We start from the raw sequence: 16,427 nt of genomic DNA, 5'->3' as shown, positions 1-16,427 counted from the left end.
AGACCCCATGTCCCAGTACTGCACCTTCGCCCTCGACGGCCACGTCTTCGGCGTCCCGGTGTCCTCCGTCCAGGAGGTGCTCCGCTCGCAGGACCTCACGGTGGTGCCGCTGGCGCCGGACGACATCGCCGGCCTGCTCAACCTGCGCGGCCAGATCGTCACGATGCTCGAGCTCCGGGCCCGCCTCGGGCTGCCGCCGCGCGAGCCGGACGCCCCGTCGGTCAACGTCGTGGTCAAGTCGCCCGACGGTGGTGCCGTCAGCCTCGTCGTCGACGAGATCGGCGATGTCCTGGCCCCCTCGAGGGACGCCTTCGAGGCGCCGCCGGACACCGTGCCGGCCTCGATCCGCAGCCTCGTGACCCGGGTCTGCAAGCTCGACACCCACCTCATGCTCCTGCTCGACACCGAGCGCGCCATCACCTCAGAAGGAATGTCATGACCGTCCTGAACGCCCCGGCCCGCACCACGTCGTTCGCCCGCCCGCGGGCCGGACGAGCGCCGGCACAGCCGGCTGGTCGTGGCCTGCTCGGACGCTTCCGCGACCTGGGCACGGCCCGCAAGCTGCTCGTCGGCTACCTCACGCTGGTGGCGATGATGGGGGTCGTGGGTGCCATCGGCCTGCAGCAGCTGAGCGCTGCGGAGAACCGGATCGAGTCGCTCTACACCGACAGCTACACGGCGTCGCTCAACCTCGGCCAGGTCGAGACCGACGAGGCCCTCGTCTCCACCGTGCTGGAGACGGCCACCGCCGAGGGGATGACGCCGGACCTCCAGAAGCAGCTCGACGGGCTCGCCGCGGACGTCAACAGCAACTGGGAGGCCTACCTGGCCACCGACACGACCGGCGGCGAGAAGGTGATCGCGCAGTTCGAGAAGACCCTCGGCGAGTTCCGCACGATCCGCGACGAGACCGTCCTCCCGCTCCTCGCCGACGGCAAGCTCGGGCAGGCCAACACCGCCAAGCACGAGCAGCTCGACCCCGTCTTCGAGCAGGTCAGCGCCGACCTCAGCGCGGTCATCGACACCGAGAAGGGCCTCTCGGAGGACCTGATCAGCCAGTCCAAGAGCGCGTACGCCCACGCTCGCCTGCTGATCCTCGGCCTGGTCGTGCTCGCCACTGCCCTCGGCATCGGGCTGGCGGTCTTCCTGGGTCGGCTGGTGGCGCGGCCGCTGCAGCGGACGGTGCAGGTGCTGGAGGGGGTGGCCGCGGGTCGGCTGGACCAGCGGCTGACCGTGGAGTCGGCCGATGAGATCGGCCAGATGGGGGTGGCGCTGAACGACGCGCTGGCCAAGCTGGCGTCGGCGATGGGTCAGATGGATGTGAACGCGCAGTCGTTGGCGTCGGCGTCGGAGGAGCTGTCGTCGGTGTCGGGTCAGATGAGTGGGTCGGCGTCGGAGTCGTCGTCGCAGGCGGGGCTGGTCTCGGCTGCGGCGGAGCAGGTCTCGAGGAACGTGCAGACGGTGGCGACGGGTACGGAGGAGATGTCGGCGTCGATCCGTGAGATCGCGCAGAACGCGTCGAATGCTGCGGGTGTGGCTGCGCAGGCGGTGGTGGTGGCGGAGTCCACCAACGCGACGGTGGCGAAGCTGGGTGACTCCTCGGCGGAGGTCGGGAACGTGATCAAGGTGATCAACTCGATCGCGGAGCAGACGAACTTGTTGGCGTTGAACGCGACGATCGAGGCGGCTCGTGCGGGTGAGGCGGGCAAGGGGTTCGCGGTGGTGGCCAACGAGGTCAAGGAGCTGGCGCAGGAGACGGGGAAGGCGACCGAGGACATCGGTCGGCGGATCGAGGCGATCCAGGCCGACACGGAGGCTGCGGTGGCGGCGATCGCGGAGATCGCGGAGATCATCGGTCAGATCAACGACACGCAGGCCACGATCGCCTCGGCGGTGGAGGAGCAGACCGCGACGACGAACGAGATGTCGCGCAACGTGGCGGAGGCGGCGACGGGGTCGAGTGACATCGCGGCGAACGTGACGGGTGTGGCCAGGAGTGCCTCGGACACCCAGGCCGCGGCGAACTCGACCAGCCAGTCGGCCGACGAGCTGGCGCGGATGGCGGCCGAGATGCGGTCGCTGGTCGGCCAGTTCCAGTTCTGAGCAGCGACCGGTCGAGGAGGAGGACGTCATGTCGAGGAAGGCGCGGGTGCTGGTCGTCGACGACTCCGTCGTCGTGCGCCGGCTGGTCGCCGAGGCCCTCGCGGTGGACCCGCAGATCGAGGTGGTCGGCACGGCCGCCAACGGCCGCGTCGCACTGGCCAAGATCGCCCAGGTCAACCCGGACCTGGTGACGCTCGACATCGAGATGCCCGTGATGGACGGGCTCGAGACCCTGCGCCACCTGCGCCCGGCCCACCCGCGGCTCCCGGTCGTGATGTTCTCCACCCTCACCGAGCGGGGTGCGACCGCGACCCTGGACGCCCTCGAGCTCGGCGCGAGCGACTACGTCACCAAGCCGGCCAACGTGGGCAGCGTGATGGCCTCGATGGAGGCGGTGCGCCAGCAGCTGGTGCCGAAGATCCACGGCCTGTGCCGGGCGATCATCGCTCCGCCCGCGCCGCTGCGACCCGTGGCGCCCGCCCCGGTCGCACCCGTCGCACCGCTGGCCCCGCGCTCCCGCCCGGCGGGGACCCAGCAGATCGACGTGGTGGCGATCGGTGCCTCCACCGGCGGACCCGACGCGCTGTCGACGGTGCTCGCCGCCCTCCCTGCCGACCTCGGCGTCCCGGTCGTGGTCGTGCAGCACATGCCGCCGGTGTTCACCCGGCAGTTCGCCGACCGGCTCGACGGCAAGGTCCCGCTCCACGTGAGCGAGGCGAAGGCCGGAGATCCCGTGGTGGCCGGCGGGGTGCTCGTCGCACCGGGTGACCACCACCTGCGCTTCCGCGGCTCGCGGGCCCTCCCCTCGAGCATCGTGGCGACCCTCGACCAGGGCACCCCCGAGCACTACTGCCGGCCGGCCGTCGACGTGATGTTCCGGTCGGTGGTCGAGGTCTGGGGCGGCCACGTGCTGGCGGTCGTCCTCACCGGCATGGGCTCCGACGGGGCCAGCGGGTGTGCCGCGGTCGTCGCCGCCGGTGGCTCGGCGCTCGTCCAGGACGAGGCGACCTCGGTCGTCTGGGGCATGCCCCGGGCGGTCGTCGACGCGGGCGTCCCCGCCCAGGTCCTTCCCCTCCAGCAGATCGGTCCAGCCATCGTCGACCGCGTGCGCCGTGGGCGCCGCGGCCCCTACTCCCCCCGAGAGGCGGCCCTCGCATGAGCCTGTCCCCCCGCTCGTTCAGCTTCGTCGCGGACCTGGTCCGCCGGGAGGCGGCCATCGTCCTCGAGTCCGGCAAGGAGTACCTCGTCGAGGCCCGGCTCCAGCCGCTCGCCCGCGCCGCCGGCTTCGCGGACCTCGACTCGTACGTGTCGCACCTGCAGTCCGCCGCCGGGTATCCCGGCCGGGCAGCCGTCGTGGAGGCCCTGACCACCAACGAGACGTCGTGGTTCCGCGACCGCGAGCCGTTCGACGTGCTGGTCTCCCACGTCATCCCGGACCTGCTCGCGCGCAACGCCGCGCGTCGCAAGATCACGGTGTGGTCGGCCGCCTGCTCCAGTGGTCAGGAGGCGTACACGATCGGCATGCTGCTCGCCGAGCACGTGGTGCCGCGCGGCTGGCAGGTCGAGATCTTCGCCACCGACATCGCGCCGAGCATGGTCGCCCGCACCCGCGCGGGCACGTACAGCCAGCTCGAGATCGGGCGCGGCCTGCCGGCGCCGCTGATGGTCAAGCACTTCCAGCGCCAGGGCACCCAGTGGCAGGTCTCCGACCAGCTGCGCTCGATGGTGCGGACCCAGGTGATGAACCTGGCCGCACCGTTCCCGCCGATGCCGGTCTTCGACCTGGTCTTCCTGCGCAACGTGCTCATCTACTTCGACCAGCCGACCAAGCGCTCGGTGCTCAGCCGGGTGCGGCAGGTGATGTCGCCCGACGGCTACCTGTTCCTCGGCGGTGCGGAGACCACGCTCGGCATCGACGACACCTGGCACCGACAGCCCGTCGGCCGGCTCACCCTCAATCGTCCCCGTCCGCCCGCGACACCCGCTCCGGTCCCGCCGCGCACCGTGCCCGGCTTCACCCGACCGACCCGACAGGAAGCGATCTGACATGCACGCCCTCGTGATCGACGACTCCCGCACGATGCGGATGATGCTCGCGCGCCAGCTGCAGAGCCTGGGCTTCGACGTGCTCCAGGCCGGCGACGGCAAGGAGGCGCTGGAGGTCCTCGAGGAGTACCGCGACGACCTGCCGGTCCTCGCGACCGTGGACTGGAACATGCCGGTGATGAACGGGCTCGAGCTCGTGCACGCCGTGCGCGCGGACCCCGGCCTGCGCGACGTCACGCTGATGATGGTGACGACCGAGGCCGAGCAGGGGCAGATCGTGCGGGCGCTCGCCGCCGGCGCCCACGAGTACCTGATCAAGCCGTTCTCCGCCGAGGCGTTCGTCGACAAGCTCGACTACCTCGGCCTCAACCCGCGAAGGGGTGTCGCATGAGCTCGTACGTCCAGGAGTCGCCGGTCACGCCGGACGACCTCCACCTCCTCGGCGAGGAGGTGCTCACCGCCTTCCTGCTGCAGGACGCTCCGCCCGCGTCGTCGCCCGAGCAGGAGGAGACCGGCCGGCTGCGCGCGTCGGTGGCCGTCCACGGCCAGTGGACCGGCTGGATCACCCTCGAGGTGTCCCGCGCCGCCGCCCGCGACCTGACCCGGCGGATGCTGAGCGACCCGGAGGTGAGCGAGGAGGACGTCCGCGACGCCGTCGGCGAGCTCGTCAACGTGCTCGGCGGCAACGTCAAGAGCCTGCTCGTCGACGGCAGCACCCTCGGCCTGCCCGAGGTGCTCGACGCCGACGCGGGCGACTGGCCCCACGTCGAGATCTGCCAGGCCCTGCTCTGGTGGGCCGGCCACCCCGTCGAGGTCCGTGTCTGGGGCGTCGACCCGGACCGTCCCGAGCTCTGAACGACCAGCCGAACCAGGAGAACCCCCATGAAGATCCTCATCGCCGATGACAGCCGGGTGATGCGCCAGATCGTCATCCGCACGCTGCGCCAGGCCGGCTACGGCGGCCACGACCTCATCGAGGCCGAGAACGGCGCCGTCGCGCTCGAGCTGGTGCACACCCAGGCGCCCGACCTCGTGCTGTCGGACTGGAACATGCCCGAGATGAACGGCATCGACCTGCTGCGCGCGCTGCGCGCCAGCGGCGAGCAGGTGCCGTTCGGGTTCGTCACCTCCGAGGGGACGCCCGAGATGGTGGACCGGGCGATGTCGTCCGGCGCGCTGTTCCTCATCGCCAAGCCGTTCACCGCGGACTCGTTCCGCGACCAGCTCGACGCGGTGGTCGCATGAGCGCCGACCTCGACCAGCTGGTCCGCGCGCCCGGCGCGGCGGACGTGCGCGAGCTGCTCACCGGACTGCTGGGACGCGACGTCACCCTCGAGCCGTCGGACGGGTTCACCGGGGACGCGGCCACCGGGTCGACCTTCGCGGTCTACGTCGACGACCAGCTGACGACGCGAGCCGTGGCGGTCGTCGACCTCCCGCTGTCGGCGTACGCCGGCGCGGCGGTCGGGCTGCTGCCCGCGGGCGGCGCCCAGGACGCCGTCGCCGAGCGCGACCTCACGCCGATCCTGAAGGAGAACCTCGCCGAGGTGCTCAACGTGATGGCGGCGCTGCTCAACGAGGAGGGCCGCCCGCACGTCAAGCTGGCCGACGTCCACCACGTCGGGTCGTGGCCGAGCCCGCAGGTCTGCGCGGACGCCGCCGCGACCGGGCGGCGGCTCGACCTCACCGTGACCATCCCGCTCTACGGCGCCGGCCGGCTCTCGATCGTCGGGGTGCGCTGAGGCGCCCTCGGGGGTGACCCACGCCTCACCGGCCGGACGGCGAACGCCGTGACGGGCAGGCCGGTCAGGAATACCGTGGGGGGTATGACCACTGTCGTGATCGTCGGCGGCGTGGCGGGCGGGATGTCCGCGGCCACCCGGTTGAGGCGCCTGGACGAGGACGTCACCATCGTCGTCCTCGAGCGCAGCGGGCACGTGTCGTTCGCGAACTGCGGCCTGCCCTACCATCTCGGCGGCGTGATCGAGCACCGCTCGTCGCTGCTGCTGCAGACGCCCCAGTCGCTGGCCGCACGGTTCGGGATCGACGTCCGGGTCCGCCACGAGGTGCGCTCGATCGACCGCGAGGGCAAGCGGGTGGAGGTCCGCGACCTCGCGACCGACGAGACGGCCTGGATCGCCTACGACGCGCTCGTGCTCTCGCCCGGGGCCAGGCCGGTCGTCCCGCCGCTTCCGGGCATCGAGGTGGCGCACACGCTGCGCGACGTCGAGGACCTCGACCACCTGGTCGGCTCGAGCTCCGGTGCCTCGTCCGCGCTGGTCGTCGGTGGCGGCTTCATCGGGCTCGAGCTCGCGGAGAACTTCGTCGAGCGCGGCGTCGCGGTGACCCTCGTCGAGGCGGGGGAGCAGGTGATGGCGCCGTTCGACCCCGAGATGATCGAGCCGGTCCACGCCGCGATGCGGTCGGCCGGGGTGGAGCTCGTCCTCGGCGCGTCGGCGACCCGCATCGATCCCGGGCCGCTGCGGACGAGGTCCTCGGGCGACGGAGGCGTGGTCACCGAGGTGGGTGAGCCGGTGGTGCACCTGTCGGACGGTCGCGAGGTGCAGGCGGGCGTCGTGGTCGCGGCCATCGGCGTACGTCCCGAGCAGGTGCTGGCCCGGCAGGCGGGCCTCGCCGTCGGCGAGCTCGGCGGCATCCTGGTCGACGACCAGCTGCGGACGTCCGACCCCGACATCTACGCCATCGGCGACGCGGTCGAGAAGCGCGACGCGCTCGACGGGTCCCCGGTGCTGGTGCCCCTCGCCAACACCGCCAACCGGCAGGGCCGGGTGGTGGCCGACGTGATCTCCGGGCGGCCGGGGGCCGACCGACCGGTCCGTGGCACCGCCATCGTCAGCGCCTTCGGGCTCGACGCGGCGGTCGTCGGGTGGAACGAGCGCCGCCTGCGGACGACCGGACGCCCCCACCGGGTGATCCACCTCCACCCCGGATCCCACGCCGCCTACTACCCCGGGGCGCAGCCGATCGCGCTCAAGCTGCTGGTCGATCCGGGGACCGACGAGATCCTCGGCGCCCAGGCGGTCGGACGCGACGGCGTCGACAAGCGGATCGACGTGATCGCCACGGCCATGGCCGGCGGCCTGCGTGCGGGGGACCTGGCCGACCTCGAGCTGGCCTACGCCCCGCAGTTCGGCTCGGCCAAGGACCCGGTCAACATGGCGGGGTGGGTCGCCCGGAACCTCGCGGAGGGCCTGGTCGACACCGTGCAGTGGCACGAGCTCGCCAACGCGCTGGCCGCCGGTGCGACGCTGCTCGACGTCCGCGACCCGGCCGAGCACGAGGCGCGGCCGATCCCCGGCGCGATCAACGTGCCGGTCAACGAGCTGCGCGACCGGCTCGACGAGCTGCCCGCCGGCGACCTCGTCGTGCACTGCGAGGTGGGGCTGCGCGGCTACCTCGCCACGCGGGTCCTCGCCGAGCACGGGCGCAGCGCGCGCAACCTCGACGGCGGCTACCGCACCTGGGCGGCCGGCGTCGCGTCGACGAGGGCCGCGAGCCCGTCGAGCGTCCGCTCCAGCCCGAACTCCCACGCCCCCTCGGCCGACCACGCGCTGCCCTGAGCCTCGCCGGCAGCGCCGCCGACGCGGACCGCACGGGGGTAGGCCGCAGGGTCGAGCGCACGGGCGAGCACCGGCTGGTTGGCCGCCCACCACGCGGCGTCGCTCATCGCGGTGTCGGTCGTGGCGCGCGCTGCGTCGTGGGCCGAGCGGCAGTGCTGCTGCACGAAGCCGAGGAGGAACGCCAGGGCGGCGTCGGTGTCGACGTCCGACAGGCCGGTGCCGTCGAACGCGGCCAGCTCGTGCTCGTACTTCGCCATCAGTCCCGGCCCGAGCGGCGGACGGCTCAGCGCCGCCACCTCGGTGAGCCAGGCGTGGGCGGTGAGCAGGAGGCGGTTGTCCTGCGCGACCACGCGGAGCCGGTCGCGCCAGTGCTGGCCGGCGAGGTCCGTCCGCTCCATCGCGGCGTAGCAGCGGTCGACCATGAGGTCGAGCAGCTCCGGCTTGCCGGGCACGTAGGTGTAGACCGACATGGGCGCGACGCCGACCCGCTCGGCGACCGCCCGCACGGTCACCGCGGGCAGCCCCCGCTCGTCGGCGAGCGCGACCGCCGCGTCCACCACCCGCTCGACGCTCAGCGAGCGGGCCGGTCCTTTGCGCGGCGGTTCGGAGGCGGTGCCCCAGAGCAGCGCCAGCGTCCGGCTCGGCTCCCCGGCTCCCGTGCTCTCACCCATGGGAACCATCCTGCCACCCGTTCGTTGTACGTTGTACGCCGTACAACGTACGGTGCACTGACCGGAGGAGAGAGCCCATGCACGTCACCGATTCCGCCATCTCGCTCAACGTCGCCGACGTCGAGGCGTCCGCCGCCTGGGCGCGCGAACACCTCGGCTTCACCACGGCGATGGAGGCCGACGGCTTCTGCTCCCTCGCCCACCCGCACGCGGGCTTCCACCTCATCTACCTCCGCACCGGTCTGGGGTCCTTCAAGCCGGCCTCGGCCGCGGGCAGTGCGGACGGCCTGCTGGTCGTGCTGACCGTCGACGACGTCGACGCCGAGCAAGACCGGCTGGTGGGGGAGGGGGTCGAGGTGGTCACGCCGCTCGAGACCGAGCCGTGGGGCGAGCGCTACTTCCAGATGACCGACCCCAACGGCGTGGTCTTCCAGCTCGTCCAGTGGGTAGAGGCGCCCGACCCGCAGTACGCGGGCTGAACGGGGCCAGCCTGAACGGGGACCGGCTGGCATCCTCGAGGGATGGACGAGCCGACCGAGGACGAGAAGTGGCTGGTCGTCGACGGGCGGCGCTGGCGCCGTACGGACCCGGCGATCCCCGACGACGCCCTCGCGCGGCTGACGTCCCACCTCGGCCGGGGTCGCTCCGGCGTCCGCTCGGCGGCCGACGACGAGGCGCTGGCCGCGACGCGGCACCGGACCCAGGTGGCGAAGGTCGGGCTCGGCGAGCGCGGCACCCCCTGGTGGGAGCAGACCGACGCCGAGCGGCGCGAGCGCTGGGAGTCGGCGCTCGCCGAGCTCGACGCCCTCGACGGCTGACGGGACGCCTGAGGCCGGGCTAGGGGGGCGGTCACGCCCGGTCGGGCGTCCGCATCCGCCGTCCGGGTGGTGTGACGGGGACGAAGGTCCCGATCTCTCGTCGACTGCTTATCTCGACGTCGAGATTGCCGTTCGGTGGGGAGAGCCCACATCCATGAGTGTTCCAGTGCCTGGATCGATCTCCGTACCTCGGAATCCGCGACAGGACTCTCGGAACACCGAGATGACCACCCGGAGGTACTGTCGTGACCGCCATCCTGACCCCGCCCGCCACCCGATCGGCCGCGGCCTCCCCGCGGACGACCCGTCGCGCGCCCGGCACGGACGCGCTCGTTGCCTCCCGCCGCGGCCCGGTGGGACGCTTCAAGGACCTGGCGACCTCCCGCAAGCTGCTGGCCGGCTTCCTGGCCGTCGTGCTGCTGATGATCGGGGTGGGCGCGTTCGCCATCTCGCGCCTCGGCGCGGCCCAGGACCGCCTCGACTCGATGTACGTCGACAGCATGCAGGCGACCCTCTGGCTCACGGACACCGAGCAGCACATGACGGCGATGACCGACGCGTTCCACGACGCCGCGCTCTCCGGACGCGACGCGTCGGTGAGCGACCTCGAGGCGACGATCGCGAAGGAGGACGCCGCGCTCGACAAGTCGTGGGGGCTCTACACCGCCACCGACATGACCGGCCGCGAGAAGGCGCGCGACGCCTTCGACGCCGCCCTGGCTGACTGGCGTACGGTCCGCGACGACACGCTGGTCCCGCTGATCGCCGCGGGCCGGGCCGACGAGGTCGCGACCACGCTGCAGAACGACCTCGCGACCCCCGAGGACGCCGCCGGCGCCGCGCTCGGCGACCTCGTGCAGATCGAGACCGACGTCGCCCAGGCCACGATCGACGACGCCCGCTCGGGGTACCACACCGCTCGCAACCTGATCCTCGCCCTGCTGGCCGCCGCCACTGCGCTCGCGGTCGGCCTCGCGGTCGCCCTCGGTCGGATGGTCTCCCGACCGCTGCAGCGCACCGTCGAGGTGCTCGAGGAGGTCGCCTCCGGTCGTCTCGACGCCCGTCTCGAGATCGACTCCGCTGACGAGGTCGGTCGGATGGGTGTGGCGCTGAACGGTGCGTTGGCGAAGCTGGCGTCGGCGATGGGGCAGATGGATGCGAATGCGCGGTCGTTGGCGTCGGCGTCGGAGGAGCTGTCGTCGGTGTCGGGTCAGATGAGTGGGTCGGCGTCGGAGTCGTCGTCGCAGGCGGGTCTGGTGTCGGCGGCGGCGGAGCAGGTGTCGCGCAACGTGCAGACGGTCGCGACGGGTACGGAGGAGATGTCGGCGTCGATCCGGGAGATCGCGCAGAACGCGTCGAATGCTGCGGGTGTGGCTGCGCAGGCGGTGGTGGTGGCGGAGTCGACGAACGCGACGGTGGCGAAGCTGGGTGATTCCTCGGCGGAGGTCGGGAACGTGATCAAGGTGATCAACTCGATCGCGGAGCAGACGAACTTGTTGGCGTTGAACGCGACGATCGAGGCGGCTCGTGCGGGTGAGGCGGGCAAGGGGTTCGCGGTGGTGGCCAACGAGGTCAAGGAGCTGGCGCAGGAGACGGGGAAGGCGACCGAGGACATCGGTCGGCGGATCGAGGCGATCCAGGCCGACACCGAGGCTGCGGTGGCGGCGATCGCGGAGATCGCGGAGATCATCGGTCAGATCAACGACACGCAGGCCACGATCGCCTCGGCGGTGGAGGAGCAGACCGCGACGACGAACGAGATGAGCCGCAACGTGGCGGAGGCGGCGACGGGGTCGAGTGACATCGCGGCGAACGTGACGGGTGTGGCGCGGAGTGCCTCGGACACGCAGGCCGCGGCGAACTCGACCAGCCAGTCGGCCGACGAGCTGGCCCGGATGGCGGCCGAGATGCGCTCGCTGGTCGGCCAGTTCCAGTTCTGAGGCTCCGGGGCCGTGGGGGCCCCGGTCACCTCCAGGGGACGCCCCGGGACCGTTGGTCCCGGGGCGTGGGCCATTCCCGATCCCCTGATCGGGCCACGCGGCGCAGGGACCACCGTCCCCTCGTGCGGGCCCGTTGGTCCCGACGACCTGCGCGGCACCTCAGGACCAGGCTGCCCGCGCCGAAGCCAGGGTGACTGCCCCGCGACCCCCGTGCGGGGCGGTCACGATGCCCGACCCGGCACGCTCCCCGACCCCCGAAGGACCGCCATGGCCCTCCTCGCGCCCGCTCCGCCGGCCACCGACCGGACCCCCGCCCGCGCCGTACCCCGTCGAGGAACGACGCCTCCGACGCCCCCGCGTGGCTCGAGGGGCCGGGTCGGCGGGCTCGTCGCCGACCTCGGCGTGGGCCGCAAGCTGGCGCTCCTCACCGTCGCGTGCCTGCTCCCGTCCTTCCTCGTGGGCGTCGTCGGCTTCTCGACGATGAAGCGGCTGACCGACGACACCCACGTCATCGACGCCATGCGCACTGCGTCGGGTGAGCTCTTCCACCTCGACAACCGCAACAGCGAGATCAAGGCCGACGCCTTCCGTTCGTTGATCCCGGGCGCCGACACCGAGGCTGCCGTCACCGACGCCGCCGACGACATCGCCAGCGCGCAGGAGGTCATCGCGACGATCGACGGCCTCGACCTGCCGGCCGACATCACCGACGCGCTCGCCGACCTGCCCCCCGCTGCGGCCACCTACTACGACGACGTCGACGCGTTCGTCGCGGACGCCACCGACGGTGACGGTCCGGCGCCGTCCGACGCCGACGTCATCGAGGCCAACCACGAGCTCGACGCGCTCTTGGACGAGATCCGCACGGTCGTCGACGACGACATCGCCACCCGTGAGCGGGACATCGCAAGCTCGCGCCAGCAGGCCGACGTCCTCTTCGTCGCGCTGGTGCTCCTCGGCATGCTGGTCGGTGCGGGCGTGGCGCGCTGGATCACGCGGGGCATCGTGCGGCGGCTCCGCCGCACGGTCGACGTCCTCGAGGGCGTGGCCGGTGGTCGCCTCGACCACCGGCTCGACGTCGACTCCGCCGACGAGGTCGGCCGGATGGGCGACGCGCTCAACGCCACTGTGGCCCGGCTGGCCACGGTGATGTCCCAGATGGACGACAACGCCCGCTCGCTCGCATCGGCGTCCGAGGAGCTCTCCGCGGTCTCGGGGCAGATGAGCGGGTCGGCCGCCGAGTCCTCGACGCAGGCCGGCCTGGTCTCGGCCGCCGCCGAGCAGGTCTCGCGCAACGTGCAGACGGTCGCCACCGGCACCGAGGAGATGTCGGCGTCGATCCGCGAGATCTCCCAGAACGCCTCCAACGCCGCTGGCGTGGCGGCTCAGGCGGTCGTCGTCGCCGAGTCCACCAACGCGACCGTCGCCAAGCTCGGCGACTCGTCGGCCGAGGTCGGCAACGTCATCAAGGTGATCAACGCGATCGCCGAGCAGACCAACCTGCTCGCGCTCAACGCCACCATCGAGGCGGCCCGGGCCGGCGAGGCCGGCAAGGGCTTCGCCGTCGTGGCCAACGAGGTCAAGGAGCTGGCCCAGGAGACCGGCAAGGCGACCGAGGACATCAGTCGCCGGATCGAGGCCATCCAGACCGACACCGAGGCCGTCGTCGTCGCCATCGCCGAGATCGCCGAGATCATCGGCCGGATCAACGACACCCAGGCCGTCATCGCGTCCGCGGTGGAGGAGCAGACCGCGACCACCAACGAGATGAGCCGCAACATCGCCGAGGCCGCGACCGGGTCGACCGACATCGCCGCCAACGTCACGGGGGTGGCCCGCACCGCCTCGGACACCCAGGCGGCTGCCGGCAGCACCAACGAGGCGGCCGACGAGCTGGCGCGCATGGCGGCGCAGATGCGGTCGCTGGTCGGGCAGTTCCAGTACTGACCTGCTGGCAGACTCGGGGCATGACCACTCTCTCCGACTTCTCCGCGACGGCGATCGACGGCACCGACACGGACCTGTCCGCCTACGACGGCAAGGTCGTCCTCGTCGTCAACACCGCGTCCCAGTGCGGCTTCACCGGCCAGTACAAGGGCCTCCAGCAGCTCCAGGACACCTACGCCGACCAGGGCCTCGTCGTCCTCGGCTTCCCCTGCGACCAGTTCGGCAACCAGGAGCCCGGCGACGAGGCGGAGATCTCTGAGTTCTGCGAGCGCAACTTCGGCGTCACCTTCCCGCTGTTCTCCAAGGTCGAGGTCAACGGTGACGGCGCGCACCCGCTCTTCCAGTGGCTCAAGGACTCCAAGGGCGGGCTGCTCGGCAGCAAGATCAAGTGGAACTTCACCAAGTTCCTCGTCGGCCGCGACGGCCAGGTGATCGACCGGTACGCCCCGACCACCGAGCCGGAGAAGCTCTCGAAGGACATCGAGAAGGCACTGTGAGGCGCGCCGGCGCCGTCGCCCTGGCGCTCGTCGTCGCGGTGGCGGCGTCGGCTGCTCCGGCGCAGTCGGTGGTCGAGGAAGGCGCCCCGGCGCACCCGCTGGTCGAGGAAGGCGCCCTGGCGCCTGTCACGAGACCCCTGCGCCCGGCCGCCACCTCGGTCGTCGGCACCGGCACCCGGGCGTCCTGCACGTCGCGCGCGGTCGTGCGTGCGGTCGCCCGCGGCGGCCGGATCTCGTTCGACTGCGGGCCCGACCCGGTCACCATCGTGATGCGCCGCACCGCGAAGGTCGTCAACACCTCGTCCGAGGTGGTGCTCGACGGCGGCGGCCTGGTCACCCTCAGCGGGCAGGGCAGGCGGCGGATCCTCTACCAGGACACCTGCGACCGCCGCCAGGTCTGGACGACCACGCACTGCGACGACCAGGCCACGCCGCGGCTGGTCGTGAAGCGGATGCGGTTCGTCGACGGTGACGCGAGCCGGGCGGACGAGGGCGGCGGCGCGCTCTACGCCCGCGGCGGCCGCCTGCGGATCCTCGACTCGGTCTTCGAGGGCAACCGGTGCGCGCGCACCGGGCCCGACGTGGGCGGCGGCGCGGTCCGGGTGCTCGACCAGCACCGCGACCGGCCGGTGGTGGTGCGCGGCTCGACGTTCACCGGCGGGCGCTGCAGCAACGGCTCGGCGCTCAGCTCGATCGGCGTCTCGTGGCGGATCACCTCCTCCACCTTCAGCGACAACCGGGCCGTCGGCCGCGGCGCCAACCCGGCGCGACCGGGCACGCCCGGCGGCGGGTCGGGGGGCGCGATCTACCTCGACGGCAACGACATCCACCTGGCCCTCGACCGCTCCACGCTCACCGGCAACCGGGCCCGCGAGGGCGGCGGCGCGATCTTCTTCGTCTCCAACGACCGCACCGGGACGCTGACGATCCGCGACTCGCGGCTCACCGACAACCCCAGCGCCGGCTTCGAGACGCTGCCCGGCATCTTCTTCCTCGGCGCGAGCCGCACCATCACCGGCTCGGTCGTGCGCTGACGCGCGCGCTCGTCAGCCGGCCACGAGGTCGGCGTACTCGGGGTGCTTCTCGATGTACGACGCGACGTAGGGGCAGACCGGGCGGACGCTCAGGCCACGCGCCCGAGCCGCGTCGAGGGCGCCACGCGCCAGGGTCGCGGCGTGGCCCTGACCGGAGTGGGCCGGGTCGACCTCGGTGTGGACGAGCGCGATCGTGCCGTCGCGCAGCAGGTAGTCGATGAAGCCGACGAGCTCGTCGCCGGCGCGCAGCTCGTAGCGGCTCTGCGCGGGCGCGTCGGAGAAGACGGGGTCCATGCCCGGAGGCTAGCCCGAGCGGCGGGTCGGCGAACACTACGACCACAACCCCGTCGCCGGCCCGAGGTGACTTGCCCGTAACCCCGACGGGGCGAGAGGGTCGGGGGCATGGCAGCAACCGCGTCGTCGTACTCGATCACCATGCGGTTGTACACCGCTCCCGACCACGGCGTGGTCGGCCACGTCGCGACCACCATCGCGCGCAACGGCGGCATCGTCACCGCCATCGACGTGACGGAGTCGCGCCACGACCGGCTGACCGTCGACGTCACCTGCTCGGCCGCCGACGCCACCCACTCCCAGGAGCTGGTCGCCGCCGTCGACGCGGTCGACGACGTCACGGTCCACAAGGTCAGCGACCGGACCTTCCTGCTCCACCTCGGCGGCAAGATCGAGGTCAGCTCGAAGGTGCCGCTGCGCACCCGCGACGACCTGTCGATGGCCTACACCCCGGGCGTCGGCCGGGTGTCGATGGCGATCCACGACAATCCCGATGACGTCCGCAAGCTGACCGTCAAGGGCAACTCGGTCGCCGTGGTGACCGACGGCTCGGCCGTCCTCGGCCTCGGCAACATCGGCCCCGGCGCCGCGATGCCGGTGATGGAGGGCAAGGCCGCGCTGTTCAAGCGGTTCGCCGACATCGACGCCTGGCCGATCTGCCTGGCCAGCCAGGACACCGACGAGATCGTGAAGGCCGTCGAGATGATCGCGCCGGGCTTCGGCGGGATCAACCTCGAGGACATCGCCGCACCGCGCTGCTTCGAGATCGAGCGCCGACTGCGCGAGTCGCTCGACATCCCGGTCTTCCACGACGACCAGCACGGCACCGCGATCGTCGTGCTCGCCGCGCTGACCAACGCGCTGCGCTGCGTCGACAAGGAGCTCGCGTCCGTGCGGATCGTGGTCTCCGGCGCCGGCGCGGCCGGGACGGCCATCGTCACCCTGCTGCTCGCGGCGGGCGCGCACGACGTGGTCGTGGTCGACCGCTTCGGCGCGCTGTCGGCCGACGACGAGACGCTCTCTCCGGCCCACCGCGACCTGGCCGGCGCCACCAACCCGCGCCGCGCCACCGGCTCGCTGCAGGAGGTGCTGGTCGACGCCGACGTGTTCATCGGCGTCTCCGCCCCCGGCATCCTCGACCCCGAGTGGATCCCGACCATGGCCCCCAAGCCGGTCATCTTCGCCCTGGCCAACCCCGACCCGGAGGTCGACCCGGCCGAGGCCGACCGCTACGCCGCGGTCGTCGCCTCCGGACGCTCGGACTACCCCAACCAGATCAACAACGTGCTCGCGTTCCCCGGCGTCTTCCGCGGCCTGCTCGACGCCGGTGCCGACGAGGTCACGACCGACATGCTGCTGCGGGCGGCCCAGGCGATCGCCGACACCGTGACCCCCGACGAGCTGCACGCGGCGTTCATCATCCCGAGCGTCTTCCACCCCGACGTGACCAAGCGGGTCGCCGCCGCGATCAGCGGTCGCGTGGGCTGATCGCGGCG

18 protein-coding genes are annotated in these 16,427 nt (G+C 72.2%); 16 read left to right on the top strand and 2 right to left on the bottom strand.

The window, feature by feature from the left end:
* Window positions 1-7 precede the first annotated feature (7 nt).
* The 9 genes from KDN32_RS20765 to KDN32_RS20725 all read left to right on the top strand — a co-directional run bounded on the left by KDN32_RS20765 (window position 8) and on the right by KDN32_RS20725 (window position 7,730).
* Window positions 8-439, top strand: coding sequence for a chemotaxis protein CheW (locus KDN32_RS20765; RefSeq protein WP_211734443.1), 432 nt, complete (start codon window positions 8-10; stop codon window positions 437-439).
* Window positions 436-2,103: a methyl-accepting chemotaxis protein gene (locus KDN32_RS20760; protein WP_211734441.1), complete on the top strand. Its 1,668-nt coding sequence runs from the start codon at window positions 436-438 to the stop codon at window positions 2,101-2,103. Before KDN32_RS20765 ends, KDN32_RS20760 begins: the two co-directional genes overlap by 4 nt.
* 28 nt (window positions 2,104-2,131) lie before the next feature.
* A complete protein-coding gene (locus KDN32_RS20755) occupies window positions 2,132-3,262 on the top strand; it encodes a protein-glutamate methylesterase/protein-glutamine glutaminase (protein WP_211734439.1) in 1,131 nt (376 codons plus the stop codon).
* Complete coding sequence (locus KDN32_RS20750) at window positions 3,259-4,149, top strand: CheR family methyltransferase (RefSeq protein WP_211734437.1); 891 nt, start codon at window positions 3,259-3,261, stop codon at window positions 4,147-4,149. Before KDN32_RS20755 ends, KDN32_RS20750 begins: the two co-directional genes overlap by 4 nt.
* 1 nt (window position 4,150) lies before the next feature.
* Window positions 4,151-4,540, top strand: coding sequence for a response regulator (locus tag KDN32_RS20745; RefSeq protein WP_211734435.1), 390 nt, complete (start codon window positions 4,151-4,153; stop codon window positions 4,538-4,540).
* Window positions 4,537-5,004, top strand: coding sequence for a chemotaxis protein CheX (locus tag KDN32_RS20740; RefSeq protein WP_211734433.1), 468 nt, complete (start codon window positions 4,537-4,539; stop codon window positions 5,002-5,004). Before KDN32_RS20745 ends, KDN32_RS20740 begins: the two co-directional genes overlap by 4 nt.
* A 27-nt stretch (window positions 5,005-5,031) precedes the next feature.
* Window positions 5,032-5,394, top strand: a complete 363-nt coding sequence (locus KDN32_RS20735; protein ID WP_211734431.1) for a response regulator — start codon at window positions 5,032-5,034, stop codon at window positions 5,392-5,394.
* Entirely contained in the window at window positions 5,391-5,891 is a 501-nt protein-coding gene (locus tag KDN32_RS20730; protein ID WP_211734429.1) for a hypothetical protein, read from the top strand. The genes KDN32_RS20735 and KDN32_RS20730 overlap by 4 nt, the downstream gene beginning before the upstream one ends.
* Window positions 5,892-5,975: 84 nt before the next feature.
* Window positions 5,976-7,730, top strand: coding sequence for an FAD-dependent oxidoreductase (locus KDN32_RS20725; RefSeq protein ID WP_211734427.1), 1,755 nt, complete (start codon window positions 5,976-5,978; stop codon window positions 7,728-7,730).
* Here the strand turns inward: KDN32_RS20725 and KDN32_RS20720 are convergent.
* Window positions 7,622-8,401 (bottom strand): TetR/AcrR family transcriptional regulator, encoded by a 780-nt coding sequence (locus KDN32_RS20720; RefSeq protein ID WP_211734425.1) that lies wholly within the window; start codon window positions 8,399-8,401, stop codon window positions 7,622-7,624. The genes KDN32_RS20725 and KDN32_RS20720 overlap by 109 nt on opposite strands.
* 77 nt (window positions 8,402-8,478) lie before the next feature.
* Between KDN32_RS20720 and KDN32_RS20715 the strand changes: the two genes are divergently transcribed.
* The 6 genes from KDN32_RS20715 to KDN32_RS20690 all read left to right on the top strand — a co-directional run bounded on the left by KDN32_RS20715 (window position 8,479) and on the right by KDN32_RS20690 (window position 14,637).
* Window positions 8,479-8,880, top strand: coding sequence for a VOC family protein (locus tag KDN32_RS20715; RefSeq protein ID WP_211734423.1), 402 nt, complete (start codon window positions 8,479-8,481; stop codon window positions 8,878-8,880).
* A 42-nt stretch (window positions 8,881-8,922) separates the two neighbouring features.
* Window positions 8,923-9,219, top strand: coding sequence for a hypothetical protein (locus tag KDN32_RS20710; RefSeq protein WP_211734421.1), 297 nt, complete (start codon window positions 8,923-8,925; stop codon window positions 9,217-9,219).
* 245 nt (window positions 9,220-9,464) lie between these two features.
* Entirely contained in the window at window positions 9,465-11,159 is a 1,695-nt protein-coding gene (locus KDN32_RS20705) for a methyl-accepting chemotaxis protein (protein ID WP_211734419.1), read from the top strand.
* A gap of 267 nt (window positions 11,160-11,426) precedes the next feature.
* On the top strand, window positions 11,427-13,106 hold the full coding sequence (locus KDN32_RS20700; protein WP_249217282.1) for a methyl-accepting chemotaxis protein: 1,680 nt from the start codon (window positions 11,427-11,429) through the stop codon (window positions 13,104-13,106).
* Window positions 13,107-13,126: 20 nt separating this feature from the next.
* Window positions 13,127-13,603, top strand: a complete 477-nt coding sequence (locus KDN32_RS20695) for a glutathione peroxidase (protein WP_211734417.1) — start codon at window positions 13,127-13,129, stop codon at window positions 13,601-13,603.
* Window positions 13,600-14,637, top strand: coding sequence for a hypothetical protein (locus KDN32_RS20690; RefSeq protein WP_211734416.1), 1,038 nt, complete (start codon window positions 13,600-13,602; stop codon window positions 14,635-14,637). The genes KDN32_RS20695 and KDN32_RS20690 overlap by 4 nt, the downstream gene beginning before the upstream one ends.
* Window positions 14,638-14,649: 12 nt before the next feature.
* On the opposite strand, the gene KDN32_RS20685 is transcribed toward KDN32_RS20690, so the two are convergent.
* The gene (locus KDN32_RS20685) at window positions 14,650-14,931 is read right to left on the bottom strand and encodes a GNAT family N-acetyltransferase (protein ID WP_211734414.1); all 282 of its coding nucleotides are present in this window, start codon (window positions 14,929-14,931) and stop codon (window positions 14,650-14,652) included.
* Between the two features lie 108 nt (window positions 14,932-15,039).
* On the opposite strand from KDN32_RS20685, the gene KDN32_RS20680 reads away from it, so the two are divergent.
* Window positions 15,040-16,419 (top strand): NAD-dependent malic enzyme, encoded by a 1,380-nt coding sequence (locus KDN32_RS20680; protein ID WP_211734407.1) that lies wholly within the window; start codon window positions 15,040-15,042, stop codon window positions 16,417-16,419.
* Window positions 16,420-16,427 lie beyond the last annotated feature (8 nt).

The organism is Nocardioides palaemonis, from assembly GCF_018275325.1.
In the GTDB taxonomy this organism is placed as follows: Bacteria; Actinomycetota; Actinomycetes; order Propionibacteriales; family Nocardioidaceae; genus Nocardioides; species Nocardioides palaemonis.
This window is presented reverse-complemented; position numbering and strand designations above follow the sequence as displayed.

What these genes read in the sequence shown, in the direction of transcription:
- KDN32_RS20765 (WP_211734443.1), top strand. Translation starts at nt 8, where the DNA reads ATGTCCCAGTACTGCACCTTCGCCCTCGACGGCCACGTCTTCGGCGTC.
- KDN32_RS20760 (WP_211734441.1), top strand. Translation starts at nt 436, where the DNA reads ATGACCGTCCTGAACGCCCCGGCCCGCACCACGTCGTTCGCCCGCCCG.
- KDN32_RS20755 (WP_211734439.1), top strand. Translation starts at nt 2,132, where the DNA reads ATGTCGAGGAAGGCGCGGGTGCTGGTCGTCGACGACTCCGTCGTCGTG.
- KDN32_RS20750 (WP_211734437.1), top strand. Translation starts at nt 3,259, where the DNA reads ATGAGCCTGTCCCCCCGCTCGTTCAGCTTCGTCGCGGACCTGGTCCGC.
- KDN32_RS20745 (WP_211734435.1), top strand. Translation starts at nt 4,151, where the DNA reads ATGCACGCCCTCGTGATCGACGACTCCCGCACGATGCGGATGATGCTC.
- KDN32_RS20740 (WP_211734433.1), top strand. Translation starts at nt 4,537, where the DNA reads ATGAGCTCGTACGTCCAGGAGTCGCCGGTCACGCCGGACGACCTCCAC.
- KDN32_RS20735 (WP_211734431.1), top strand. Translation starts at nt 5,032, where the DNA reads ATGAAGATCCTCATCGCCGATGACAGCCGGGTGATGCGCCAGATCGTC.
- KDN32_RS20730 (WP_211734429.1), top strand. Translation starts at nt 5,391, where the DNA reads ATGAGCGCCGACCTCGACCAGCTGGTCCGCGCGCCCGGCGCGGCGGAC.
- KDN32_RS20725 (WP_211734427.1), top strand. Translation starts at nt 5,976, where the DNA reads ATGACCACTGTCGTGATCGTCGGCGGCGTGGCGGGCGGGATGTCCGCG.
- KDN32_RS20720 (WP_211734425.1), bottom strand. Translation starts at nt 8,401, where the DNA reads ATGGGTGAGAGCACGGGAGCCGGGGAGCCGAGCCGGACGCTGGCGCTG.
- KDN32_RS20715 (WP_211734423.1), top strand. Translation starts at nt 8,479, where the DNA reads ATGCACGTCACCGATTCCGCCATCTCGCTCAACGTCGCCGACGTCGAG.
- KDN32_RS20710 (WP_211734421.1), top strand. Translation starts at nt 8,923, where the DNA reads ATGGACGAGCCGACCGAGGACGAGAAGTGGCTGGTCGTCGACGGGCGG.
- KDN32_RS20700 (WP_249217282.1), top strand. Translation starts at nt 11,427, where the DNA reads ATGGCCCTCCTCGCGCCCGCTCCGCCGGCCACCGACCGGACCCCCGCC.
- KDN32_RS20695 (WP_211734417.1), top strand. Translation starts at nt 13,127, where the DNA reads ATGACCACTCTCTCCGACTTCTCCGCGACGGCGATCGACGGCACCGAC.
- KDN32_RS20685 (WP_211734414.1), bottom strand. Translation starts at nt 14,931, where the DNA reads ATGGACCCCGTCTTCTCCGACGCGCCCGCGCAGAGCCGCTACGAGCTG.
- KDN32_RS20680 (WP_211734407.1), top strand. Translation starts at nt 15,040, where the DNA reads ATGGCAGCAACCGCGTCGTCGTACTCGATCACCATGCGGTTGTACACC.